The 24,598-nt window shown below is 45.3% G+C and carries 23 protein-coding genes and 1 pseudogene; 10 read left to right on the top strand and 14 right to left on the bottom strand.

Annotated elements, in window-relative coordinates:
* Positions 1-161: 161 nt before the first annotated feature.
* The gene (locus C3Y98_RS04045) at positions 162-860 is read left to right on the top strand and encodes a TSCPD domain-containing protein (protein ID WP_135276831.1); all 699 of its coding nucleotides are present in this window, start codon (positions 162-164) and stop codon (positions 858-860) included.
* Between the two features lie 131 nt (positions 861-991).
* Here C3Y98_RS04045 and ptuB read toward each other — a convergent pair whose 3' ends face one another.
* From ptuB to C3Y98_RS12830, 3 genes and pseudogenes are all read right to left on the bottom strand, one after another.
* Positions 992-1,621 carry a retron Ec78 anti-phage system effector HNH endonuclease PtuB gene (gene ptuB, locus C3Y98_RS04040; RefSeq protein WP_135276830.1) on the bottom strand — a complete coding sequence of 210 codons (630 nt, stop codon included), beginning with the start codon at positions 1,619-1,621 and terminating at the stop codon, positions 992-994.
* Between the two features lie 4 nt (positions 1,622-1,625).
* Entirely contained in the window at positions 1,626-3,134 is a 1,509-nt protein-coding gene (locus C3Y98_RS04035) for an AAA family ATPase (protein WP_245234318.1), read from the bottom strand.
* Positions 3,111-3,395 (bottom strand): annotated as a pseudogene (locus C3Y98_RS12830) (translation initiation factor IF-2 associated domain-containing protein); the annotation flags it as partial. The gene C3Y98_RS04035 and the pseudogene C3Y98_RS12830, both read right to left, overlap by 24 nt.
* 371 nt (positions 3,396-3,766) lie before the next feature.
* Between C3Y98_RS12830 and C3Y98_RS04030 the strand changes: the two are divergent.
* Both C3Y98_RS04030 and C3Y98_RS04025 read left to right on the top strand, forming a co-directional pair.
* Positions 3,767-4,102 (top strand): hypothetical protein, encoded by a 336-nt coding sequence (locus tag C3Y98_RS04030; RefSeq protein WP_135276828.1) that lies wholly within the window; start codon positions 3,767-3,769, stop codon positions 4,100-4,102.
* A gap of 167 nt (positions 4,103-4,269) precedes the next feature.
* Positions 4,270-4,791 (top strand): DNA-deoxyinosine glycosylase, encoded by a 522-nt coding sequence (locus tag C3Y98_RS04025; RefSeq protein ID WP_209308736.1) that lies wholly within the window; start codon positions 4,270-4,272, stop codon positions 4,789-4,791.
* Between the two features lie 40 nt (positions 4,792-4,831).
* On the opposite strand, the gene C3Y98_RS04020 is transcribed toward C3Y98_RS04025, so the two are convergent.
* The 3 genes from C3Y98_RS04020 to ycaC form a co-directional block, all read right to left on the bottom strand.
* Positions 4,832-5,695 (bottom strand): bestrophin family protein, encoded by an 864-nt coding sequence (locus tag C3Y98_RS04020; RefSeq protein WP_135276827.1) that lies wholly within the window; start codon positions 5,693-5,695, stop codon positions 4,832-4,834.
* Between the two features lie 143 nt (positions 5,696-5,838).
* Positions 5,839-7,353, bottom strand: coding sequence for an alginate export family protein (locus tag C3Y98_RS04015; RefSeq protein WP_135276826.1), 1,515 nt, complete (start codon positions 7,351-7,353; stop codon positions 5,839-5,841).
* A gap of 95 nt (positions 7,354-7,448) precedes the next feature.
* A complete protein-coding gene (ycaC, locus tag C3Y98_RS04010) occupies positions 7,449-8,075 on the bottom strand; it encodes an isochorismate family cysteine hydrolase YcaC (protein WP_135276825.1) in 627 nt (208 codons plus the stop codon).
* A 474-nt stretch (positions 8,076-8,549) separates the two neighbouring features.
* Here ycaC and C3Y98_RS04005 point away from each other — a divergent pair, with 474 nt between their 5' ends.
* Entirely contained in the window at positions 8,550-9,785 is a 1,236-nt protein-coding gene (locus tag C3Y98_RS04005; RefSeq protein WP_245234315.1) for a sensor domain-containing diguanylate cyclase, read from the top strand.
* A gap of 103 nt (positions 9,786-9,888) precedes the next feature.
* Here C3Y98_RS04005 and C3Y98_RS04000 read toward each other — a convergent pair whose 3' ends face one another.
* From C3Y98_RS04000 to C3Y98_RS03985, 4 genes are all read right to left on the bottom strand, one after another.
* On the bottom strand, positions 9,889-11,079 hold the full coding sequence (locus tag C3Y98_RS04000) for an EAL domain-containing response regulator (RefSeq protein WP_135276823.1): 1,191 nt from the start codon (positions 11,077-11,079) through the stop codon (positions 9,889-9,891).
* A gap of 14 nt (positions 11,080-11,093) precedes the next feature.
* Positions 11,094-13,418, bottom strand: coding sequence for an ATP-binding protein (locus tag C3Y98_RS03995; protein WP_135276822.1), 2,325 nt, complete (start codon positions 13,416-13,418; stop codon positions 11,094-11,096).
* Between the two features lie 278 nt (positions 13,419-13,696).
* Positions 13,697-14,716: a catalase family peroxidase gene (locus tag C3Y98_RS03990; RefSeq protein WP_135276821.1), complete on the bottom strand. Its 1,020-nt coding sequence runs from the start codon at positions 14,714-14,716 to the stop codon at positions 13,697-13,699.
* Between the two features lie 53 nt (positions 14,717-14,769).
* On the bottom strand, positions 14,770-15,249 hold the full coding sequence (locus C3Y98_RS03985) for a MarR family winged helix-turn-helix transcriptional regulator (RefSeq protein ID WP_135276820.1): 480 nt from the start codon (positions 15,247-15,249) through the stop codon (positions 14,770-14,772).
* Positions 15,250-15,530: 281 nt separating this feature from the next.
* Between C3Y98_RS03985 and C3Y98_RS03980 the strand changes: the two genes are divergently transcribed.
* Together C3Y98_RS03980 and C3Y98_RS03975 are read left to right on the top strand one after the other, a co-directional pair.
* Positions 15,531-16,649, top strand: coding sequence for a sigma-54 interaction domain-containing protein (locus tag C3Y98_RS03980; RefSeq protein ID WP_135276819.1), 1,119 nt, complete (start codon positions 15,531-15,533; stop codon positions 16,647-16,649).
* Between the two features lie 179 nt (positions 16,650-16,828).
* Positions 16,829-17,377: an NAD(P)H-dependent oxidoreductase gene (locus C3Y98_RS03975; protein ID WP_135276818.1), complete on the top strand. Its 549-nt coding sequence runs from the start codon at positions 16,829-16,831 to the stop codon at positions 17,375-17,377.
* A 103-nt stretch (positions 17,378-17,480) separates the two neighbouring features.
* Here C3Y98_RS03975 and C3Y98_RS03970 read toward each other — a convergent pair whose 3' ends face one another.
* From C3Y98_RS03970 to C3Y98_RS03955, 4 genes are read right to left on the bottom strand one after another with little or no spacing between them, the layout of a single operon-like run.
* On the bottom strand, positions 17,481-17,888 hold the full coding sequence (locus tag C3Y98_RS03970; RefSeq protein WP_135276817.1) for an ExbD/TolR family protein: 408 nt from the start codon (positions 17,886-17,888) through the stop codon (positions 17,481-17,483).
* Positions 17,888-18,613 carry a MotA/TolQ/ExbB proton channel family protein gene (locus tag C3Y98_RS03965; RefSeq protein ID WP_135276816.1) on the bottom strand — a complete coding sequence of 242 codons (726 nt, stop codon included), beginning with the start codon at positions 18,611-18,613 and terminating at the stop codon, positions 17,888-17,890. Before C3Y98_RS03965 ends, C3Y98_RS03970 begins: the two co-directional genes overlap by 1 nt.
* Before the next feature lie 13 nt (positions 18,614-18,626).
* On the bottom strand, positions 18,627-19,436 hold the full coding sequence (locus C3Y98_RS03960) for an energy transducer TonB (protein WP_135276815.1): 810 nt from the start codon (positions 19,434-19,436) through the stop codon (positions 18,627-18,629).
* A 39-nt stretch (positions 19,437-19,475) separates the two neighbouring features.
* Complete coding sequence (locus C3Y98_RS03955) at positions 19,476-20,369, bottom strand: ABC transporter ATP-binding protein (protein WP_135276814.1); 894 nt, start codon at positions 20,367-20,369, stop codon at positions 19,476-19,478.
* A gap of 401 nt (positions 20,370-20,770) precedes the next feature.
* Between C3Y98_RS03955 and C3Y98_RS03950 the strand changes: the two genes are divergently transcribed.
* From C3Y98_RS03950 to C3Y98_RS03935, 4 genes are read left to right on the top strand one after another with little or no spacing between them, the layout of a single operon-like run.
* Positions 20,771-21,826, top strand: a complete 1,056-nt coding sequence (locus C3Y98_RS03950) for an ABC transporter substrate-binding protein (protein WP_135276813.1) — start codon at positions 20,771-20,773, stop codon at positions 21,824-21,826.
* A 54-nt stretch (positions 21,827-21,880) separates the two neighbouring features.
* Entirely contained in the window at positions 21,881-22,972 is a 1,092-nt protein-coding gene (locus C3Y98_RS03945; protein ID WP_135276812.1) for an ABC transporter substrate-binding protein, read from the top strand.
* A gap of 2 nt (positions 22,973-22,974) precedes the next feature.
* Positions 22,975-23,751 (top strand): ABC transporter permease, encoded by a 777-nt coding sequence (locus tag C3Y98_RS03940; RefSeq protein WP_135276811.1) that lies wholly within the window; start codon positions 22,975-22,977, stop codon positions 23,749-23,751.
* A gap of 12 nt (positions 23,752-23,763) precedes the next feature.
* Positions 23,764-24,546 (top strand): ABC transporter permease, encoded by a 783-nt coding sequence (locus tag C3Y98_RS03935; RefSeq protein ID WP_245234314.1) that lies wholly within the window; start codon positions 23,764-23,766, stop codon positions 24,544-24,546.
* Positions 24,547-24,598 lie beyond the last annotated feature (52 nt).

Here is a 24,598-nt window from a genome sequence, read left to right as displayed (position 1 = left end):
GCTGCTTTGTTTGTTAATACGGCGTTGCGTTTAAATTTTTAATCCTCATGTACTACTTGTACATTCCGGTAAAAAATTTAAACCCGCCTTGTCTTAACTGCACACGCAACGCTTAAAACAAGAGCGAATAAATGTGAGGGCAACCTCAAAAGGAGAACAACATGGCAATTAAAATTGAAAAGAAAATCGTTAGCTACAACCTAGTGTCAGAAGAAGACAAAGCAAAAGCTGCCGAAGCCAAAGTAGCAGAAGCCGCATCTAACGTTGTGCAGCTAGGCGAGCCGTTAGGCCGCCCAGAGAAATTGGTAGGCAACACCTACAAAATCAAAACACCAGTCACCGAGCACGCGCTTTACATCACCATTAACGATATCGTGATGAACGAAGGCACACCACAAGAGCACCGCCGCCCGTTTGAAGTGTTTATCAACTCCAAAAACATGGAGCACTTTCAATGGATTGTTGCCCTAACACGCGTGATGTCAGCCGTGTTCCGTAAAGGTGGCGACGTGACTTTCTTGGTAGAAGAGCTAAAAAGCGTGTTCGAACCAAGCGGTGGCTACTTCAAAAAGGGCGGTAAGTTTGTACCTAGCCTAGTGGCAGAAATTGGCGAAGTAGTAGAGCAACACCTGCAAGAAATCGGTATGCTTAAAAAGCCAGGCCTAGATGAACACCAACAAAAATTGGTAGAAGAGAAAAAAGCAGAATACCTGGAAAAACACGCTAAATCAGGCGAAGAAGTCAATGAAGAAGGCTTCCCAAAAGGTGCGCAGCTTTGTAAGAAATGTAACACCAAAGCCAGCATTATTATGGATGGGTGTTTGACTTGCTTGAATTGTGGTGAAAGTAAGTGCGGTTAAAGTAAAAAAGGAGCTTCGGCTCCTTTTTTTCTTGTTTCGACATTATTTATGTCTAGCATAACGGTTGATTACCAGACCTTCGAGTTCAGTAAGATAATTTCTACAACAGCTGTTCACTAGCCCTCTTCCTCCTAGGCTTGATTCAGTAGAACGTGTTTGATGGCAGTACAAAATGGTAAGTTTGCTGTTTTATTTATCTCTTCAAGTAATAATTCCATAACATTCTCCTCTGGAAGCTCACTTGCAAGCTTATATAACACTTCAGCAGTCTGTACGTAGCCGCAAACAGCACTCTTCCTAATTTGTTGCAGTGGATCATCTAAATTGAATATCCTGATGGTTTCTTTAGCACGCAAAAAGTCTTGTTCGGATATGTTAGCTCTCGGATGCACGGAGCCATCTGCCGAAAAAACTAAAAAAATCTCTGGGTCTTCATTATCTGGTTTAATTAGGTTTGCTGAATCATACAGTGGAATCTCGTCTTTATGTTTACCACAGCTATTTTTTCGCATACAAGAACCAAACAAATTACTCCAGTCAAATGTAACTTTAGGGTCTCGCCCTTTTTGCCGAAAATGTTCAATATGCTTTTTACCAATGCTTATATCAGATTCGCAATAGGCGCAACGCGCGCCTTGCATAGTTTCTAGTTCGATCCAAATTTCAGACTTGGAACTACTATCAACGTTACCCCAGTTATCTCTTCCATGCTGAAATTTCGCCAAACAACGTGGGGCAGCACCGCGAATAAGTTTATGCATCCCCTTATTCCTTGCTTGATATTGGAAACTTCTGCTTTAAGGCTTGCAGACGAATCATCCGTTCACATTCAAACATTACTGGATGGGTATATCCAAAATGAGCATCAAGTTTTTTGCGCAATTCCATTCCGTTATCAGTTTGATGTAGATTCTCCTGAATTAGGGCATGGTAGGCAGACAGTGCCTTTGCTTCTGGAACATTTGGCACAGGGTTAACCCCCATGATTTCTGCTAGCACATCTGCACTAGATACGCCTTTAGTTTGCGTGTGAACTTCTTCGATACTGGTGACTGTATTACTGGTTTCTGTATCATCCTCTTGGCGAAGTAGACGAATACAAGACGCATCAATGCTACTCAAAACATGTGGGCTGTGCGTTGTTATGATGAACTGGATATTTGGAAATGTTTTTTCTAAATTACCAACAACTGTTTGTTGCCATTCTGGGTGAAGATGCATCTCAATTTCATCAATTAGAACAATTCCTCCGCCAGTAAGTGGGTTTTCTAGTGCTGGGTTCATCATTGCCAATCGCCTAGCAATATCTCCCACCAAAGCCATTAATGACTTTTCGCCTTGCGATAATTGCAACACATTTAACGCTTTACTCTCTTTTTCTATAGACATATGTAATGTCGGTTTACGTTTCACCATCAATTTACTAAACCCTGGCATGAAGTTGTAAATTGCGGTGCGCACTGCTGTTAATTGCCTATCTTTTGAGCTTGCGTTGAGCTTATTCAATGTACCCCAAAGCTCTTGTTGTATGTTAGGTGGGATATTTGGGTTGTTTTCAAAAACGCCAAGTAAGTCATCAATAGCCTTCTGTGAAACTACTGATTCATTTTCCGCATCCTCACGTTCACGAAACCACTCGAAAAATGTACGGAAATCAACACCTTGATTTAGTGAGTTATGATATCCATCTAATTGTAGGAAGCTATGCTTCCCTTTAATTTTGAGTGGAATATCTAAGACAACGCGCTCTGTAGAATAAAAAGCAATTAAAGGTAAGCTTGCATTGCTATCTTTTGTAAAGGTGTGTCGATATTCATCTGTCAATCTAGTTAGATCGTTCAATTGACTTACATGACTTCCCTTTTTACCAGCACGTACTTTAGCCAAACTCCAACTGTATGCTCCAACTGCTGCGTCTGATTTAAAAGTGTCATTTGAATAATCAAATAAAGTCACGTCAATATTTGCTGAAGGCATCCCATTAAAAATTACAATTTCAGGAATTGGGCTTCCATTACCATTTTCTCTACGCAGTCTAGCCACAAACCAACTCAATGAAGTTGCTAAGGCTTTAAGGATTGATGTTTTGCCTGCACCATTTCTACCAACAAATACGGTTACATTTGAATTTAATGCAAAATCAATCCGCAAGTCTTGAAAACGTCCTAAATTTTCCAAGTGAAGCCTTGGAATTTTTAGAAAACCTTTGCGAGATACATGCGGCTCTATATCTACAGAATTATTATTAGGTTCTAAAACACGTTTTTTTTGCACTTCAACTTGAATAGTACGTGCCCGAACCGTATTGCCTGCCTTGTTAATTTCCGTGCTGGACTTACGTGTGAGCATAATTTTACTTTTAGGCGCAATCGTACCGTGCTCTTTACGCAAGTGGACTAGCAATGCCGTTTTATCAGCTTCACTTATTTGATCATCAGCAACTTTGTTTATCCCAGCATTTTTTAGTTGCTCTAATAATAACTCTGTTGGCAACCTTAATTCGCCTGCGAATTGTTCTACTGTTACTTGTGCCATTTTGTTTCTAATTTCATCAGTATTATTTTTTTTAAGCACTGAATCCTTGGCTGATTTAACTTCACTTGCCAAACGCTGATTTGCTTGAACTATTCGCTGCTGATGCGAGCCTCTGTATTTAGCTTGTCCCATACCACCCCTAATTAAAACGCTTTCGCCACAATTGCACCAATATTAAGCGAATCATACTCTGAATCGCATTCTTTATTGTAAGAAACTATCTCCCGTTTAGGCATTCAAATAGATTATTAAGTAGGGAATCTAAAGGCTGTAATAGCAATGTGTTAGATGTGGTTTTAGTTTTGCAGGCTTGTTAGGGCGAATGGTGAGTAATGATGGATTTTGATGCCTCGCCCGAAAGGAGACGTTAAATGTCCAAAATGCGTATGGTTTTACCACTTGTAGTTTTGCTCTTAGGTGGTTGCGTGGTTACTCCCGCAGATAGGGTTGTTGTAGCGCCGGCTTTGCCTGTTGTTGTGGAGTTTGGTGCAGAGCCTTATTATTATCAACAAGGGTATTACTATTATTACGATAATCACTACTGGCGTTATTCACATTCACGATCAGGGCCTTGGCTAGACTTACCTCGCAGCCATTACCCTAAAGAAATCAGATATAGAGGTCGCGGTGGTGATGGCAGAGACCGAGATGGTGACAGAGATAGATACAAGGATAGAGACCATGATCATGACGGTGGCTACCGCTAACGAGGTGGGTATTAACGGTTGCTTTTTCTCAACGGCGTTATGAATAAAACAACGCATGTTAAGCCGCTCATTAGCGGCTTTTCTCATTTCTTAGACGCAAGTTTTACGCGCTAATGTTTTCACCATTGGTGCTAGCATACCCTTGTTTTATTTCACGGATGAGTACCATGAGCGCTCGTATTGTAAGTTTTGAGCCGATAGCCAATAACTCTGCACGCATACTGATACTTGGCAGCATGCCTGGGGAGGCATCACTTAAGGCTGGGCAATATTATGCGCATACGCGCAATACGTTTTGGAAGATAATGGGGGAGCTTATTGGGTTTGATCCGCAGGCGCCTTATGCGCAACGTGTTACCGCACTGACGCTTGCTGGTATTGCATTATGGGATGTTTTGCATTCATGTTACCGTGAAGGTAGTCTGGATTCCGCGATTAAAAACGACTCAATCGAAGTGAATGACTTTAATGCGTTTCTAGCGCAGCACCCGCATATTACAAGGGTGTGTTTCAACGGTGCTGCAGCAGCAAAGTGTTATCAAAAGCACGTATTACCCACATGCAAGCATACTGCTATCCACTATATGCGCTTACCATCAACCAGCCCGGCACATGCAGCTCTATCGTTTGAGCAAAAAGTGATGGCCTGGCGTACAGCCATCGGTACTGCGCACGCTATGCATGATTGAGGTTGAACCTGAGCAGCCAAGTAGGGTGGGCTATTGATTGTTAAAGCAATTCTTCTACCTGTTTTTTGATATTCGCAGCCAATTTTTTTGTGGGTAAGTCGTTATCATCGCCGCCAAACGGGTCTTCAATTTCTTCGGCAATCAGTTCTAAGCTGGCTAGCACATAGAAAATAAACACGACCACTGGAATCACGTAGTAACCCAAATTAAACACATAGCCAAACGGCAGTGTCATCACATAAAAGAAGATGAACTTCTTAATAAATGCACTGTAAGAATAGGGGATTGGTGTGTTTTTTATGCGTTCGCATGCGCCGCAAACTTCGGTGAACGATTGGAGTTCATCTTTAATGATATAAAACTGGTCGCCTGTGATTTTGCCTGTGGTGTATAGCTCATTGGCTTTCTGAAACAACAGCCTAGCCACTTGCAGGGGGCTGTGTTTGTGGTGGTCGATTTCTAAATCTAGCCCTTCAAACAGTCCTTGGCTGACTTCTTCATTGGCTAAATGTTTAGAAAGTACCGATGCATAGGTCGGAATGGCTTTTCTAAAGAAATTGCGGTCACTTTCTTCGGGTAAATAAGCAGAAAGTTTAAGCGCTAGGTTGCGGCTGTTGTTGACTAGGGCGCCCCATTGTTTTCTGCCTTCCCACCACCGCTCGTAGGCGGTGTTAGTTCTGTAAGCCAATAATAATGACAGTACAAAACCGACTGTGGTGTGCATTAGCGGGATATTTTTCACATGGCTTTTTTCGGATAGCTGCCAAAACTCTAATTCCAAGTAGGCAATGCCGCCAGCGTATAGCCCTATGAATATCATCATGGGGATAAGGCGCCTAAAGGTATCCGATTCGTGAAAACGGAAGATAAAAATAATCCAGTCTTTTGGGTTATATTGAATCATGGTGAGTGCTTAAACATTGCCTGTTAAAAGTTTGAAGCGAGTATAGCATGACAGCAATGGTCGGCTGGATAAGGCCTTAGGCGCACGCAAGAATCTAAATCTACAACATGCCTTTGCGCGAAATAGTGCTAACTTTTAAGGCGCTACCAAATAAAACTAACCCAAGTAGCAAGGTAATCAATGTCACCGCCACCGGCCTTGTCTACTTGTGAGCCTGTGTACATATGCACATAGGATGCGGTGGCGACCATGTGTCGGTTAACTTTCCATTGGGCTGCGGCTTCTAATGCAGTGCCTACATATTTGGATGCATCTGTAGCGGGTAAAAGCACACGCCCAGTGGTTGCGTAAATTGCATCTTGCTTGCTATGTTTCCAAATGAAGTCACTGCCAAACGTGATGGTCAGGTCTTCTCTAGGCTGCATCTGTAGCGAGGCATGAATGTCTGCCAAGTTGGCCGGGCGGAAAAACGCGGCATCATTGAAATAATTGGCTTTAAAAAATAGTGGATTAAACGTTTCTAGTTTGCCGTCTTTTTTATTGCGGTCACCACTTGCGATATCTGCTTTAATGCCTAGGCGCGGATGCCAAGCCGTATCAGCAAAGGTGTAACCGGTATCGCTGGCAAATGTCCATGCACGAATCTCTTGGTCACCAACTTCGCCCAATTGCGCCACAGCTTCCCAGTCGTAATCCCATTGCCCAGTCTTGCCAAACCAGCGCATGCCTAAGGTGTGCCTGTTCTCAACCCCTTTGGCACCCACATATGCCGCTTCTTCATTACGGTAGTTGAGGTAATAAGCATCCACACTGGCGCCAGATGTGGCATTTAAGGGCGTGCTGGCATAAATGCCACTAAAACTTTGCGCCTGATTTGGCCTGTCGGCCTCGTATCTATCTTCTTTTACCGGGCGGGCAATAAACGCATACAGTTTCTTATTACCTTCGTTAGAGTGAATAAACTGTAAGCCATCAAATTTCAGTTGGGTATTGGGCCCAGCGCGGGTGGCAATCAATCTACCAGAGCCGTAACTCATGGAGAATCTGCCGGCACGTACGGTTTGCCTGTTCCCATTCGGGCTTGGGTCACCAAAGGTATAGTCAACAAAGGCTTGCTGTAGGTCGAGCGGGTTCTGGTTTACGTCTAGCTTTTGCTCGCCGCCAAACTGTACGCTGGATATGCCTTGCACAAAGAAGCGTAGGCGTTCATTTGCATGCAGGTCCGCATGCAGCATGATTCTCTGTAAGCCATAATGGTCACTGGCTGCACCTTTGATGCCAAAGGCTTGATTGTGATACTGCTCATAACGCTCCCGTATTTCGCCGCCGAAAGAGAGGTAGCTTTCAGTATTTTCAGGGGCTAACGGAATGTATTTGTAGGTATCAAAAGGGTCTATGCGTTTTGCAGGGTCTGCCAGATATGAATAGCGCTCGGTGTAGCGCAGGATGGTATAAGGCGGTGGCTTAGCATTTGGCGCCCCAAATGGTACATCCTCAGCGAGGATAGATTCATGAGGATGCACGAATTGTGCGTCATGTTGCTGGTTGTCGGCAACGATGTAATCTGCGGCTAAGGCTGGAAAAGTGATTGCACCGGCCATCATCGCTGCCGTTAAGCGCATGGGTACCACGCCAGTTGTTTTGATTTGTTTGGTCATGATTAAAAATTCTAAAATGCAGGTTTAATGGCGAGTTAATTTAGGCAAATAACAAGCGGGGCAGAAGGGGAATATTCCCCTTCTGGTTTGATGCACTATTTACTACCGCTTTGCGCGTTAAAAGAAGTAATGAGATTACGATAATCCGGGATATGGTTAGATAACAAAGTCGCCAAACCTTCCACATCATTACGCCAGTCACGATGTAACTCACAAGCCACACCGAACCATGTCATAAATTGCGCACCAGCTGCTGCCATGCGTTGCCATGCCGCATCACGTGTCATTTCATTAAACGTACCGGAAGCATCCGCTACCACAAACACCTCAAACCCTTCTTCAATCGCAGCCAATGCCGGGAACGCCACGCATACCTCAGTCACCACACCAGCAATAATCAATTGCTTCTTACCTGTGGCTTTAACCGCTTTCACAAAATCTTCGTTATCCCACGCATTGATCTGGCCTGGACGTGGAATGAATGGTGCATCTGGGAACATCGCTTTCAACTCTGGCATCAACGGACCATTCGGGCCATTCTCAAAGCTAGTGGTTAATATCGTTGGTAACTTAAAGTACTTAGCAGCATCTGCTAGCGCCAACACATTGTTCTTAAAGCGGTCTGGCTCAATATCACGCACTAAAGATAACAGGCCTGCTTGGTGATCTACTAGTAACACTACTGCGTTATCGCGGTCTAGACGTACGTATGGTTTGTTCATTTTCATTTCCCTTTTTTAATAATGTTTAGTGTTTTAATTTGTTTGTTGCTGGAACGGTTCCACTATACGGAGATGAAAACTTGTGCACTAGATGGTTAAATGGTAAATTACTTTTCATTTAAATGAACAATTGGCAAATGTAACTAGACTGATGTAGTTGGTGCTTTGGGTTTGTGTCGTTGTGTTTAGGGCTGAGCGCAGGCAACAATTTGTTAAACAATTTTTTAGTAATGTTACTATGCTAGTAAGTCTCAAATAAGCTTTGAGCTTAGCCGATAATGGAAGATTGTCGGCCCAAGAAGGTTCCTTACAAGCCGTTGTTACTGATGCTATTGCATATATAAACCATTGATACAGACGAAATTTATGAGTTCAGATAAGAGATGGAATCTTAAGTGCCTCGTAGCCGCTGTGATCACTGCGCTAGTTGTATTTCTTTTCCTAAATCACTTTCTTAATTTGCAAAAGCAGAAGTTGAAGGCAGATGAAACGCTAAAGTCGTCTGTTTATGGCAATTTGCTTTGGACTGAAGTAGACCGTGAATTAAATTCACTTTTGTTTATTTCTAATGGCATGGCCAGTTTTATCTCAGCATATAGAGATGACCTGCGCCCCGAGAAAATTAAATTCATCCTTAAAGATTTATGGGAGCGCTCTAAACATGTCCGTAATTTGGGTGTGGCCGTGGGTTACAAAATCACTTATGTATACCCTGAGGCTAATAATCTAAAAGTAATAGGTAAGGATTTCCGCGATATTCCCAAACAATGGCCCAAGGTGAAGCAGGCTGTTGATACTCGCCAAGGCGTGTTTGATGGCCCTATTGACTTAATACAAGGCGGCAAGGGCTTTGTTTATCGCTACCCGATATACTTAGATGATCAGTATTGGGGAATCATGTCTACGGTCATCGATACCGATGAGTTTTTAGATGCAGCCTTCAAAAACACTCCCAAAAATCATCAATTCGCTATCCGCTCCTATGAGAGTAAGCAAGTGTTTTATGGGGATCCACAGTTGTTTGCCGATAAAAACACTTATAAGCAGACTAGTATCGTGCCCAATGGCAAATGGGAGTGGGCGATTAAAAACCATACCAACACATTTACCAATCAATTGTTTGTTTACCAGATCATTGGGGTTTTATTCAGTTTGTTATGTGGGGTAATGGTTTATCGCATGATTCACGCAATGCGCAGGCTATCTGAACAAGCCATGCTGGATAGTTTGACGCATCTGCCAAACCGCAGGCTGTTGCAGGATCGTATGGATGCGGCTTATTACGCCTGTAACCGTTTACACAAAATGATGGCAATCCTCATTATTGATATCGATTATTTCAAAAAAATTAACGATACTTATGGCCATGATTTTGGGGATGAGGTGATTAAAACCGTGGCTAATGGCATTAAAGCCACGTTGCGTGATACTGATACCGTGAGCCGCGTAGGCGGCGATGAGTTTATTGTGCTGCTGAAAGAGTTTAAAGTTTTAGACAATGTCCATGCAATCGCAAATAAGCTGACTGAGGTGTTCGCTAGCCCCTGGTTAGTGCTGGATAAAGAAATCACAATACACTTAAGCATAGGGATTTCGGTTTACGACCCAGCGCATCCTGTCAGCATTAAAGAACTGTTGAAGGAAGCGGATATCGCTCTGTATGACTCCAAAGCGCAAGGCCGTAACCGCTTTAACTTTTATCAGAAGTAGTCGTCTTTTGGCTGCATCACCTTAACCTGCGATGCAGCGTGTAGTGCCTACAGCGGCGAGCGCGGAAGAAAACTGTAGATCAATCTAAAGCTAGCCTAATCGTTTAATTATTGTGCACAAAATCTACAAATGAGGCCAGATTCATTGGTTTAGCTATAAAGAAGCCCTGTGCAGTATCACAACCCAAGCGCTTCAGTGTATTCCAGTCTTTTTGTGTTTCTACGCCTTCGGCCACACTTTTAACCTGTAGTTTATGTGCCATTTCTATGCTGGATTCAACCACGATACGCATTGCTTCGCTATCTGATAAATCGGTTACGAAAGACTGATCAATCTTAAGCTCACTAAATGCAATGCGCGTCAGTTGCTGCATGGTGGAGTAGCCGGTGCCGTAGTCGTCAATGGATAGCGTGAATCCTTTCATGCATAAACGCGTTAGATTCTCCAGAGCATGTGCGGCATATGACATCGCCGCAGTCTCGGTGATTTCTAAAATAATGTGGTTAGGCTCAAGCCCGACCTCTCGGACGATACGCGTAATTTTGTCGGCAAATGCAGTGTCATCCAGTGAGGCTAGCGAGATATTCACGGATAGACTAAAGGTATGGCCTTTATCGTGAAAATCGCGCAGGGCGAGGGAGGCTTTTTCCAGCATCATAAAGGTTAGGCCTTCAATATTATTAGTTTGCTCAAGCTGTGGGATAAAGCCATGAGGGCCAACCACGCCCAGTCTGGGGTGGTTCCAGCGTGCCAATACCTCAGCGCCTACAAGTTGATCGGTGGCTAAATCTATCTTAGGCTGAAAGAATGGCTCAAACTCATCGGCTTCGATTCCTTGCAGGATATCTTTCAGCATAAAACCATCTGCAATGCTTGCTGCGTCTAGCCATTTATTTTCCGAGCGTTCATATTTAAGTAGCATGCTTTTGAGCTGTACTAGTGCAACGGGTTTTTCAATGGCGCCGAGCAATTTTATGCCATACATTTTTGCCATCCGTGCCGCCGAGCCCAGCAGCCTGCCACCGAGTGCGCTCATCAGGATAATAGAAACGTTGTGGCGCTCCTGGCTTAAGTGGCGTAAGAACTCTAAGCCGTCCATCTCTGGCATGTTTAAGTCGCAGATAATAATATCGACCAGTTTTTCAGTATTTCCACGCACCATTTCAATGGCTAGCTGGCCGTTTTCTGCATCATGTATCGAGCCCACCCCCAGTGAACGCAGCATATTAATGACCATTTGACGCTGAAAATCATCGTCTTCAACTACTAAAATATTGAGCTCTTTCGTTTGCATGATTTTTCCACTTTTTATTTTGTTTTTGGGGTTTTTATTGCAAGTAGGCATGTTTCAAACTGCTGTATGGCTTCATTTAATGCCGCCGTTGTTGTTTGAAGATTAGCGAGCTCTTTGCCTTTTGCCGCCAGCTCTATGAAGGTATATATTTTGGTGAGCTGTGTTGCGCCTACCATGCGGCTAGACCCTTTCAGGCGGTGTGCCATGCGCTGTGCACTGGCTTGATCACCTTGCTCTAGCGCTTCTATCAGTTTAGGATTATCTCCACGAATATAGGTCAGAAACTCTGTGAGTACCTGAGTTTGCTCAATGCTGTCGGGTACCACTTCTTTCAATATATCAAAGTCGATGGGGCTGTTGTTATGGCTGGTGAATGCAGAGATCGAAACTTCACTTTGGTGCTCATCGTTTGCTGAAATGTTGAGCCATTTAATGAGCACCTCTTTCAATTGCGTTAAATTGGCGGGCTTCACTAATAAGTCATCCATGCCTGCGAGTTTGCAGCGTTCATTTTCTTCAGCTAGCGCATTTGCCGTCCAGGCAACGATTGGTGTGCGTGGTCTGGCATCTTCTGCCTCAATTTTGCGTATGGCTTGAGCAAAATCATAACCATCCATTTCTGGCATGTGACAGTCGGTGATGACCATGTTAAAACCGCCATTTCGCCACATGGCCAGTGCCGATTGTCCATTTTCAGCAGTTTTAGAACGTAAACCAAGCAATTTGAGCTGGCGTGCTAACAAGTTGCGGTTGATGGGGTGGTCATCTACTGCGAGGATAAGAGGGGCGTGGTTGTTATAGTCAAATAAAGGCTGCACGTTCCTTCTTGCTACTTCTGGGTGCTGGCTGTGCAAGGTCTCTGCTAAAGCGCTAGAAACAGGCAGCGTTAAAGTAAGGCTAAAAGTAGAGCCGTGACCTAGTTCGCTTTCTAACTCAATTTTACCGTCCATAAACTCGGCCAAGCGGCGGCAAATAGCGAGCCCCAAGCCAGTACCGCCGTACATGCGTGCGGTATCTGCACTTTCCTGACGATAGCGCTGGAATAGGTGCTGCTGCACCTCTTTACTCATGCCAATGCCGGTATCCTTTACAGAGAAGCGTATGGTTTCGCTATTCTCCTGCTGGCTGACTAGTTCGGCTCGGATTTCAACTCCACCATGTTCGGTAAATTTAATCGCATTGCTCACAAAGTTATTTAATACTTGTGATAACCGTAACGGATCAACTATATGTGCTGGGCTGAGCCGCGGGTCTGAGTGCTGCACAATCATGAGGCTTTTTGCGCTGGCGACGCGTGAATACGTGTTATCTACTTCTTGCAATAACTGGTGAATGTGCGTAGCACGCGGTGATAGCTCCAGTTTTCCTGCTTCGATTTTTGACCAGTCCAGAATGTCACTCACAATGCGTAACAAGCTTCTGCCGGAATCCCAGGCAGCTTGTAGTGTTTCGTTCTGCTCATGGTCTAGGGGCGTTAAGGAGAGCACTTCCAGCATGCCCAGCATACCAGTTAGCGGTGTGCGTATTTCATGGCTCATGGTGGCAAGAAAGGAGTCTTTGGCACGATTCGCAAGCTCTGCTTGCTCTTTAGCTGAAACCAGCGCCTGCTCGTTTTTCTTACGCTCGGTGACATCTTTAAAGAGAATGCCTACTTGCGTGCTACCATCCCCCCCGATGCGTGATGCAAACACATCGTAATGCCGGTTCATCGCATTGGCTCGGTTTTCAAAGCGAATGGCTTCGCCCGTGAGTGCTACTTTGCCGTAGATTTCAAACCAATACGTATCATGATTGGGCACCATCTCACGAATCGTCTTGCCCAAAGCTTGCTTTAGCCCCGTTTGGTTTTCAAAAGCTTGGTTGATTTCTAAAAAGCGATAATCAATCGCCTTGCCATCCGCGTCATAAAGCATATCAATCACGCAGAAGCCTTCATCCATCGAATTAAATAACATGCGATAACGTTCTTCGCTATACAGTAAAGACGCATTTGCCTGTGCAACCTCTTGGATAAATTTGCGCTGGCGACCCAGCACCACGCTAAAAACAACCCCCATCAGTGTAAACACGCCGATAGAAATCAGTGAAACAGGGCTTTGCAGGCTGAATGAAAATACGGGAGGGATGAAAAACCACCAGACGATGGCGACAGAAGTGAAGGTAGCGAGTAATCCGCCACGCAAGCCACCTAGCCACGCGCTTAGAAAAACTGCGGGATAAAACAGAAACCATGCAAACGGCTGCACGTCATTTCCATATTCCCATTGTACGAAGAAGGCAAGGCAAGGCGGCAGCGTTGCCAAGATCAGAGGCAGACTATTTAGACTGCGCTGGCTCATTGCAGCTGATAAATCTCGGTATTAATAACAACGGCCGCCCAATTTAACATAGGGTTCCTTATTATTTTTTTAGACGTCGGGTTGATTATGAGTGTTTACAACAAGAAATGCAAATGACAATTAATGCAAAAGAGGGCTTGATAATTAGTTGATAAAAATCAATGGGTAATGACGTTTATGGTGGTGTTTTGCATCATGCAGATGGAGGGCTAGGCAACTGAGGATTTAGCTTGGTAGATAAAGTAAATCCTCAGTTTAGGGCTATATTACTGAGCTAATTACTGGCCTAGGCGTCTGCCATAGCTCACTGCGTAAGCGGCAGGCCGCGCTAGTAATATTGGGTCATCAGATTCTTCGATGCCATCCACTAAGTTAAGCGGATTGAACATAGTAGCTTTTTCAAACGCCAAGCCATTGGCATCTACATTTTTAAGGGTAAGTGTGCCTAGTTCTACTTGCTTTCTTGTCTCTGGCCACACCACTGTAGGGTCATTCACGGCATCATCTTTATCCGCCAATTGCACTGAAATTTTGAACTTAGCAGGTGCTTTGCTTAAGCGCACTGGTAGCTCATCTATTAAATAGTTAGGCGCGGCATTGGCGGTTTGTTCTTTGGTTAAGAACTCTGTGCCGTTGATTGGGGTGATGCGGTAACGGCCATACTGGGTTGCCCCTTGTGCGTTAGTGAATTTAAACGCGTTTACACCGTAAAAAGCTTCGGTTGCAAAGCTTACAGGCGCGGGTTTAGGCATTTGCACAAAGCTGAGTGCGGCAGGGTGTGAACCTAAAAATTGTTCAATTGGCGTTGGTTTGGCAGCGTTTGGACCACTCGCAGCAATTGCATTGAGCAGGCCTAAAAAGTCTTCAGGTGTCGCTGCTGGAAATCCATTGGTAGAAATACTCACAATATCTGTATAAGTTGCGTCCGGGAGCTGAAAGCGGATGGCGATGCCTTTAGGAAACGAGTTGCCATCGGCATCCGGAATTGTTGGCAGGCCGGTAGCATCTGAAAAGCGCACGGTGACAGCGCTGGCTTTTGCTTGCAAGTGCGCGGCACTGCTGAGGCTGGCCGCAGATTTTGCTGGTATAAATTCACCCTGCACCACAATGCCCTTGGCGTGGTTGGCGCGGTAGCCCTTGTGTGGACCACCGGATAACTTGGTGAGTGTATTCACAATTTGTTCAACGACTGGCTTATCGCCTTCTGCGATAGATGCGTTCTCGGCATAAGCGTTAGAAATGCTTAAAACTAGGGCGGTGAGGGCAAAACTTTTAATCAAGCTATTCTTTGTTTTCATCATGTTGTCCTAAGTATAAAAAGTGATGGGCGCGTTAAATAAAGGTAGTTCAGTTAAACAGTATTTAAATTCTTAATCAAATTGGTTCTAAGCATAATAAGCTGATTATTTAACGCTTGTAGTTCGGTGATTGTGCAGCCAGTACTACACGCAATTTGACTATGCACATTAGTCGACTCTGTTTGCAGTAGCCTTCCTGCTTCTGTGAGCGTGATAATGACTTTGCGCTCATCTTCGCGCGCACGCTGGCGTTGAATCATGCCTAGTTTCTCTAAACGCTTAAGCAAGGGTGTTAACGTGCCAGAGTCTGAAAATAATCGTTCGCTGATACTATTGACGGTCATGCCATCTTTTTCCCATAACACTAATAACACTAAATATTGTGGATAGGTCAGCTTTAGCTTTGAGAGCAAAGGTTTGTATGTCTTGGTCATACTCAATGAGGCTGAGTAGAGCGCAAAGCAAAGTTGCAAGTCGACATTCGACACTTTGGTTGCTGAAAGACTTTTATCGGGTGCTGTAGTATTCGTCATGGATATATAATACTTCACAATTAAATTGTGTACAATATATTATTTGTAGTTAAAGCACAGATTTGAGTTTTTTATTGCTTCATTCGCTAGAGTGGCCATGCGCTTGCTTACGATAAAAAATTAGTACGGACAAGCAGCAGGACAAGATTGCCTGAGCGTGGCTTGGGTCAACAGATTAGCAGTTCGTTATAATTGTTAGTTTTTAATATATAAGTTTTAAATATTAAAAGTTATATATATGCCGTTATATTATCCAGCCTGAATTGCATTAGGGGTACTTTATGGGGCATATAGAATTTAACGAGTATGGTGAGGCTGAATATAAGGCAAGAAGCGGCCCACCCGTCATCACCTTTAAAAATCTCAATCAGGTTAGCCTTTCAATTAGGGCAAGTGCGCTGGTGTTTGAAGACCCAGAGTCATGCAAGTTGCTGTCACTGATTGAACGGGTTGCCCCTAGTGATGTTACCGCTTTTATTATGGGCGAGACTGGCACAGGTAAAGAGTTAGTGGCGCGCCACTTGCACGCATTAAGCCCACGTAAACATGGCCCATTTGCCGCGATTAATTGCGGTGCATTTTCTGAGTCTTTGGTAGAGAGTGAGCTGTTTGGGCATGAGAAAGGCTCGTTTACCGGCGCCGTATCCAGCAAGCAAGGATGGTTTGAAAGTGCTAATGGCGGCACCTTGTTTTTGGATGAGATTGGCGATTTGCCGTTATCTACACAAGTTAAACTATTACGCGTTATTCAGCAGCGTGAGATTGTGCGTGTCGGCTCCAGAAAGGCCTCGCCTATTGACGTGCGTTTAGTGGCAGCAACCAATGTTAATTTGGAAGATGCAGTAAAAGCTGGCCGTTTTAGGGAGGATTTGTACTATAGGATTAACGTGGTGCCGATTCAGATTGCACCTTTGCGTAATAGAGTTGGTGATATTTTGCCGTTAGCCGAGCATTTTCTGTCCATCTACAAAAATCGCCTGCATACAAAACAGCCGATATTGGCGCCCGAAACCATTAAGCTGCTGCATGACTACCCGTGGCCGGGCAATATTCGTGAGCTTGAGAACGTTATTCATCGTGCGTTATTGGTGAGTGATGGTAATGAGCTGCGTCCGCGCGATTTAAATTTGCCAGCGATACAGTTGGCAGCGGGTTCATCGCCAGGCGTGGCTGCGGATAATGCTTTGCATTATGCAAGCAATGAAGCGTGCACCTTGGATAAAGCGCTTAACGAAATTATTCAATCCGAACCTGAGCAATTATATGAAACGGTGAATCGCAAGTTAGTGTTGTCTGCTTATGCATATTGCCGCCAAAATCAGGTGCAAACCGCACGGGTGCTAGGCATTAGTAGAAACATATTACGTACCCTGCTGAAACAGTTTGGCGTGATTCAATAGTTAGCTGCCATGTTGTTTACTTTGCAACACCCCTGCTTCATAACAAGCAGGGGTGTTTTTTTTTAACCAGAAAACCGAGCAAAAACACCATTTTTAGCCATTAAATGCAGGCATGAATCGTGCTGATGTTAATGGGTACGTTTTACTTAATTGACGCATTATTCGCAAAGGATTAAAAAATGAAAGTTGTTGCTATCTCAGGCAGCCTCAGCGCGCCATCCCGTACCAAGGCATTGGTAGAAAATATTCTTAACAACGTAACGCAGAAGGTACATGCCAAACATACCCTGATTGATATTGCACAGTTTGCTCCCGAGTTAGGCAGTACCGTGACTTATAATGATTTCCCTAAAGTGCTGTTTGATGCTTATGCGGCGATTGCCGAGGCTGATTTAATTATTATTGGCACCCCTGTGTACAAAGCATCCTATACCGGTTTATTGAAACACTTTTTTGATTTGCTGGATCCAAAATTATTAGTTGGTAAAGTTGCCGTGTTGGCTGCCACTGGCGGCACCGACCAGCATGCACTAGTGCTGGAGTATCAGTTAAGACCATTGGTTAGCTTTTTTGGTGTCACCACAGCGCCTACCGCCATTTATGCACGCGATAATGAGTTTATCGATTACCGTTTACATAGCGAGGCGATTGAAGCGCGTGTTAACACAGCAGTTAATCAAGCGCTTAATTTATTAGAGAACAAAGCAGCACAGGCACTTGCTGCTTAGATTTTAAACATAGTGAACATAAAAAAGCCCATGCAGAAATGCATGGGCTTTTTATTTTGGTTTTAACTTAGGTTTTTTAGAGGAATGGTGATTATTGATTGCTCTAATTTGCTTGAGTAATTACCGCAAGCTTAGTGATGCCAGAGCGCTCAATTGCAGCCATGACTTTGGCTACTGAACCATATTTAACAGACTCATCTGAATTTAAATGATAGGTTTGGTCCGGGTTGCTGTTGTACCTTGATTTTAACTCAGGCTCCAGTGCTGCCAGTGTCACAGCCTGTTTATCAAGGTAAACGTTACCTTCTGCATTCACACTAATGGTGACCGGTGTGCTGGAGTCCGCTAGTTTGGTTGCACTCGCTTTAGGTAAGTTAACGGTGATTGCGTTATTGAGCAGCGGGGCAGTCACAATAAACACCACCAGCAGCACCAACATTACATCCACTAGAGGAGTGACGTTGATCTCGCTTAGTAAGTCATCCCCATCGCTTTGAGAGGAAAAAGCCATTATGCTACCGCTCCTTTCAGGTTATGCACCACGGCTTTTTCGCCTTGGTTAGCGGTTGTATCAGTATTTTTTCTGAACGTTGCTTTGCGTGACAGGGTAATTAAGTCTTCAGCAAAGTCATCCAGATTATTACTGCTGGTTTTTAATCTGCGTAAGAAGAAGTTATAAGCCAATACTGCTGGTACGGCGACGGCAATACCCACTGCCGTTGCAATTAACGCCTCGCCAATGGGGCCAGCTACTACATCTAAGCTGGCAGAGCCGGTTTTACCGATGGCAGAGAGTGCGTGCATGATGCCCCACACCGTGCCGAACAGGCCAACGAACGGTGCTGTGCTACCTATGCTGGCCAGTACCACTAGGCCGCTCTCTCTGGTGACGCGTTCTTTCTGGATTTGCTGGCGTAATGCGCGCTCCAATACATCTTGTCTATCGCCAAAGTGCTGTAAATCATTGGCAGTGTTGGAGTCAATGTCTTTTAATACATTAAATCCTACTGTTGCCACCCGATAGGCAGGGCCGTTGTGGTCTTTCAGATCTGCGGCTGATTGAAAATTACGTGCGCTCCAGAATGCCGCTCTGTATTTAACATTTTGTTTACGGATTAACCATACCTGTAAAGATTTGGCCAAGATTAAAGTCCAAGTGACAAAAGACCCTGCAATTAGCGTTAACAGCACGGCTTGCACAACAATGGAGGTAGAGGTGTCAGAAAAATTATACATAGTAATATTACCTTTATTTAGCTAGTTTGAATTCAATAGGGACAGTCGCCCAGCCATCAATGGCGGTGGTGCCACGTTTGGATGGAATGAAGGTCCAGTTTCTTACGGCATTGGTTGCCGATTCATCCAAGGTCTTACGACCGCTGGATTGTTTTATTTCCACTTTGTCCGGCTTGCCGTTTGCCAGTACATGCACGCGCAGTAGCACTTTGCCTTCCCAGCCCTGGCGCTGTGCAAACGCTGGGTAATCTGGTGGTGGGTTATTTAAATAAGCAGCGTTACCAGTGGCCTCGGTGATTGGCTCTTCCGCTTTTACCGGCGGTGCTTCTGGTGCCGGTGGTGCAGCCACTACTGGTGCCGCAGTGACCGGTGCCTGACGGTTCTCTGGAATCGTGATAGCCTCGGCTGGTACGTTGTCCTGAGCGACTGCAGTGCGTAGCGCTGGCGCAGGTTTGGCTGCTTGTGGCGTTAACGGTTTCACCACTTTTGGTGACGGCGGAGGTGGCGGTTTAGGTGGCTCTATCACTTCAGGCGGTTTTGCTTTGATAAACTCAATTTCCACCTTATTCACCTTAGTTTGCTGCACTGCCGGTGTTGCCGGGTAGTTCAGATAGGCAATCACAGCCGCGCCATGCAAGAGCGCCGCCAATGCACCTAATGCCAATAGGTGGCGCTTATTAATGGCCGTATGCTCAATGACAGCATCTGGTTTAAAGTCGTATGCAGTGCGGTACGGATACGTTACCGTTTCAGTGTCATAGGCGGTCGGCGCCTCTATGCCAACACTGGCAAATGCGACTGAAGATCTGGTTAATGTAGACATATTAATCCTTCTGCCAGGGGTGATGATTTGCAGCCAGCATTACTCAACCCCTGCCATTGAGAAATCAGACATGACATCAGTCTTGATACTTTGGAATAAATACGAAGAGCGGTCACGCGGGCGAGGCAGCGGTACTGGGACGATGCGCTTGATGCGACCGGGGTGGGACTCCATGACCACAATCCGGTCGCCCAAAAACACTGCTTCTTCTACGTCATGCGTGACCAAGATGGTGGTGAGGCCTTCTTGCTCCCACAGGCGTTGCAGCTCTTGTTGCAGCTTTAGCCTAGTTAGCGCATCCAGCGCGCCAAAGGGCTCATCCAGCAGCAGTAGTTTTGGCTTTAATACCAAGGCTCTGGCAATAGCCACACGTTGCGACATGCCACCGGAAATCTGGTGAGGGTAGGCTTTTTCAAAGCCAGTTAAGCCCACCACATTAATCTGCTGCTGCACACGCAGCTTACGCTCGTGACTAGGCACATCCGTGGCGGAGAAAGCTAGGTCTATATTTTCTTCCACAGTCATCCACGGGAACAAGCGATGCTCCTGAAACACAATACCGCGGCTGAGGTCGGTACCAGTCACCAGCTGGCCCTGATAGATAATAGAACCTTCGTAGTGGCTATCCAGACCAGCGATTAACCTAAGCAAGGTGGATTTGCCGCAACCACTGGTGCCGACAATAGATAGAAACTCACCCGGGATAATCTCAAGGTTAATGCCATCAAGCACTTTCAGCGTCGTATTTTGCAGTTGATAACTTTTAACTACGTCCTGAATCAGTAAAGATTCTTCAGTCGTCGTCTTATTACTGTCAGTGCTGATCAGATCTTTATGAGGATGAAGCGCAGCAGGGGAATCTGTTGCTATATTCACCTTGTTAAAAGGTGCTGCGCTTTTGCTAAAGTCTATAGCCACGTTATATGTTGTCATGCCTTAAATTCTCCATACCGATAAACAATTGCCACGAGTGGCTCTGAATCTATATTGCAAATGCCATGCCATAATAAATTTATGTTTATAAACATAGTGTTAACAAATTTTGTATATTTTTAAGACTGATGTTTGTTGCTTAAACAACAGTCACTAAGTGATTGCTGTTGAATTAGCAGCATATGCATTTTCATCTGTGCGCATGCCGCGGCTGCTGCTTAGGCAACAGTGCTGTTGCTGTTGCCACATATAGCCTGCGGCGTAATCAGCAGATTGGATTAATAATTCAGTTTATGTTGCGTATCATATTGATTTGTATATGTATTATTTGTTGGCATGAAGCGTGCTCAATCCTTATCAAGCTTGCGTGCATCCACGCATTAAATATTTAAGGAGAAATCATGAGTACAGCATTAGATACACTTTGGTATACACGTTGCCCAGTGCCGACAGGCTTAGGCATCGCCGTGCAAAAAGGCTGGCTAGAAGAGAGCTTTCGCGCGAAATCTACCAAGATTGAGTCATTACGTGAGTCAAATAATCAATCGGTACGTGAATCACACTTTGACCATACTTTGGCTAACTCAGTACGACATGGCGGTAATATCCCAGCGATATGGGCACGTGCCATTGGTCGCGAAACCAAAGTAATTGGCCTGTCATGGGCAGATGAGGCGCAGTTGATTTTAACGACGCCGAATTCTGGCATACGTAATGTTAAGGATTTAAAAGGCAGGAAATTTGGTTTACCTAAGTGGGTCAATGTACAGATTGATTTTGTACGTGCACAGGCGCTACGCGGCTTGGAAAACGCACTTAGCTTAGACGGGTTGGCGGTAAGCGATGTTGAGATTGTGGATTACGAGATTGGCATAGGCTATAGCGATGCGCCAGCCAAAAAAAGTGCAGATGGTAGCTATATCTTTGGCAGCCAGTCCGGTAGCCGTAACGACGAGTTAATTGGCTTACTGCGTGGCGAGGTGGATGCCATTTTCCTTAAAGGGGCAAGCGCGGTGGCACTGGCAAGCCAGCTTAATCTGGTGACGGTGATTGATACTGGCGCACATCCAGAGCCACTGATACGTGCCAACAATGGTACGCCACGTACTTTGAGCGTAGATACGCATTTAATTGAAAATCATTTTGATGCTGCTGAACGCATCGTGGAGCAGGTGTTGCGTGCCGAAGATTGGGCCCATGCGCACCCGGATGAAACCCGCCGCTTTCTGGCTAAAGAAACTAATAGTAGTGAGTATTGGGTAAGCGTGGCGTATGGCACTGACGCACATCTGCGTCTGCAAACCGATTTTGCACAGACGTCTATCGATGGTTTGCAGGACTTTGTGAATTTTCTGCATCGCTGGGAGTTTATCCCTCAGCCATTCAATGTGAATGATTGGATTGATACCAGACCTTACGATGCCGTGATCAGCAAACGCCAGGCGATTACCGCCTGATAGGCTAGGCATGTAAGTGCCTGGCTAATTCTTGTATTTGAATGTGAGAACAAAATGAATTTCAGTATTAAAAGTGAAACACCTGTGATTGCGTGGCTATTGGTGGGCTTGGCCTTTATGTTTGGCCTGCTCACCGATGCCAATGCAGACCCGGCCAAAGAAGTCAGGATTGCCACCGTAGCCTATAACGTGAACGGCAAGATAGGCTTTAACGGTACAGCGGCTATCGTTGAGGAGCAGGGTTGGCTAAAAGAGGAGCTTAAAAAGCAAGGCGTCACCCTGACTTGGGTACCGGTTACTGCACAATCTGTGGGAGTGACCATTAACGAGGGTTTTGCCAATAAAAGCATAGACTTTGCTGGCTATGGTGATTTGCCATCGATTATCCTTAACTCTGGCGGCGTAGAAACACGCATTGTGGTGCCAGGCGGGCGCGGCAACAACGTGTATCTGGTGGTGCCGCCTAACTCCAGCGCAAAGTCGTTGGCTGACCTGAAAGGTAAGCGTATTGCGTTGCATCGTGGTCGCCCTTGGGAAATCGCATTTGCGCGCTATGTGGCCGCAAGTGGATTTAAGTTCTCTGATTTCAAGATTTCAAACCTAAACCCGGGTGCGGGTGCTGCTGCTTTAGCGGCGGGCAATGTGGATGCGTTTGTCACCTTGAGCGATGCTTACCAGTTGGAAGATAAAAAAGTAGGTAAGATCATTTGGTCTACTAAGAGCGCTGCCCAAGATTGGAAAATGCGCGCTGAGCTGTGGGGTGCCAAAGACTTTATTGCGCAAAACCCTGCCATCACACAGATTATTACTACTGCTTACGTGAGAGCGGTGTACTGGACCTCACAAGAGGCACATCTGGATGAGTATTTGAAGATTGCCAATCAAAATGGACAGCCTGAAAACGTATTCAGACGAGAGTATTCTGATGACTCAGTATCATGGAAGCTACGCTGGAGCCCGCTGTTTGATGACTTGGTGCTAGATCACTATGCCAATGTTGCCCAATACAGCCGCCAGGCCAACCTGATTCGCAAGGATATTAATACCAAGCAGTTATTTGATGCACGTTTTTTAAATGCCGCCATCAAGGAACTCAAACTTGAAGGCTACTGGCAGCCGAGAAAAGTTGCGCTTAAAGGGGCTTAGTCATGACAAAAATACGGGATTTAGCTAATAGCCTGCATGCCAATGTATTGTTCTTTGTGTCGCCGATACTGCTGTTGCTTGCATGGGCGTGGGTATGCAGCGCTGGCATATTTCCTGAGCAGATTTTAGTTTCACCCGCTGGCGTGTATCAAACCGCGCACGAGCTCTGGGGCAGTGGCGAGCTGCAATCGCACCTGCATGACAGCTTGTATCGTCTGGTGCTGGGCTTTGCTATCGGCTCACTGCTAGGCTTGGTGTTTGGTGTATTGATGGGGCTGTTTAAGCCTATCGATGCTTTTTTTGCATCTACATTTAACGCTTTACGTCAGGTGCCGACTATCGCTTTTATCCCCATGCTGGTGATGATTTTTGGGGTGGAAGAAACATTCAAGATTGTAGTGGTGGCTAAAGCGGCCTTTTTCCCAATCACTATGGCCACCTATGATGCGGTTAAAGGCATACCACGCAGTTATTTTGAGGTTTCTAAAGTGTATCAACTGTCCCACATAAGCTTAGTCAGGCATGTCATCCTGCCGGCGACGGTACCGCCGATACTGACCGGTCTGCGTCTGGCGCTGGGTCGCTCCTGGATGGTACTGGTGGCGGCCGAGCTAATCGCGGCAGACAGCGGCATCGGGCAGATGATGGAAATGGGTCGGCAGATGTTCAGAATCGATATTGTGTTGGTAGGCGTGCTAGTCACTGGGCTGATCGGTTTCTTGCTGGATCGTAGTTTGCGCGCTGTAGAGACGCATCTTGGTCGCTGGCAACAGAGCTAATTAGCAGAGGTAATGATGAATATAATTAATCAGTTTTTATTGAATGTGAAGCATTTTAGTGGGCTGTTACTGCCTGTTACGGTAGCCGTGGTGTGGGAATTTATGTCGCGGCAGGGGGATGCTTATACCTATATTTTTGTGCCTTTAAGCCAAATTGGCAGTGGTCTTGTGGAGCTGATTCAAAGCGGGGAATTGCTAATCAACCTCGGGGCAACTTTACAGACCACCGTGATCGGGTTGTTGATAGGCGGCTTTGCCGGTCTGTTTGTGGGTGGCTTAATGGCGGTATCACCACTTGCTAATAAACTGATCGGGCCGCTATACCACACTATGCGGCAGGTACCGTTGTTAGGGCTAATCCCGTTAATTGCCTTATGGTTTGGCAATGATCTGTTTTCTAAAATACTAATTGTCAGCCTTGCCGCATTTTATCCGGTAGTGCTGAATACCTTTGAGGGCATGCGCGGCATCGAGCATAAGTATGTAGAAGTAGCATCGGTGCTTAAATTTAACCGCTTGCAGTTGTTAATACATGTTTTATTGCCTGCAGCCACGCCATCAATCATGACCGGTTTTATGCACGCATTGGCCTTTGCCTGGGTATCTACCGTAGGCTCTGAGCTACTGTTCTCAACCGGGCCCGGTGTGGGTGGACTGATGCTGATGGCGCAGGAATCATCAAGAATGGATATTGTGATTGTGGCTGTGGTAAGTATCGGTTTGACCGGTTTACTGATGAACGCTAGTTTGTCTCATCTACGCCAATATCTGCTGCGTTGGCGTAGCGTACGCTGATGCTGTCTTAAGCAAGTGATTCTCGTGGTGTTGTGTGCGGTGTGTCTGCGGA

This window comes from Methylotenera oryzisoli (assembly GCF_004661485.1).
Lineage (GTDB): Bacteria > Pseudomonadota > Gammaproteobacteria > Burkholderiales > Methylophilaceae > Methylotenera > Methylotenera oryzisoli.
Note: the sequence above shows the minus strand (reverse complement) of the source record. Positions and strands in the feature narration are given on the sequence as shown.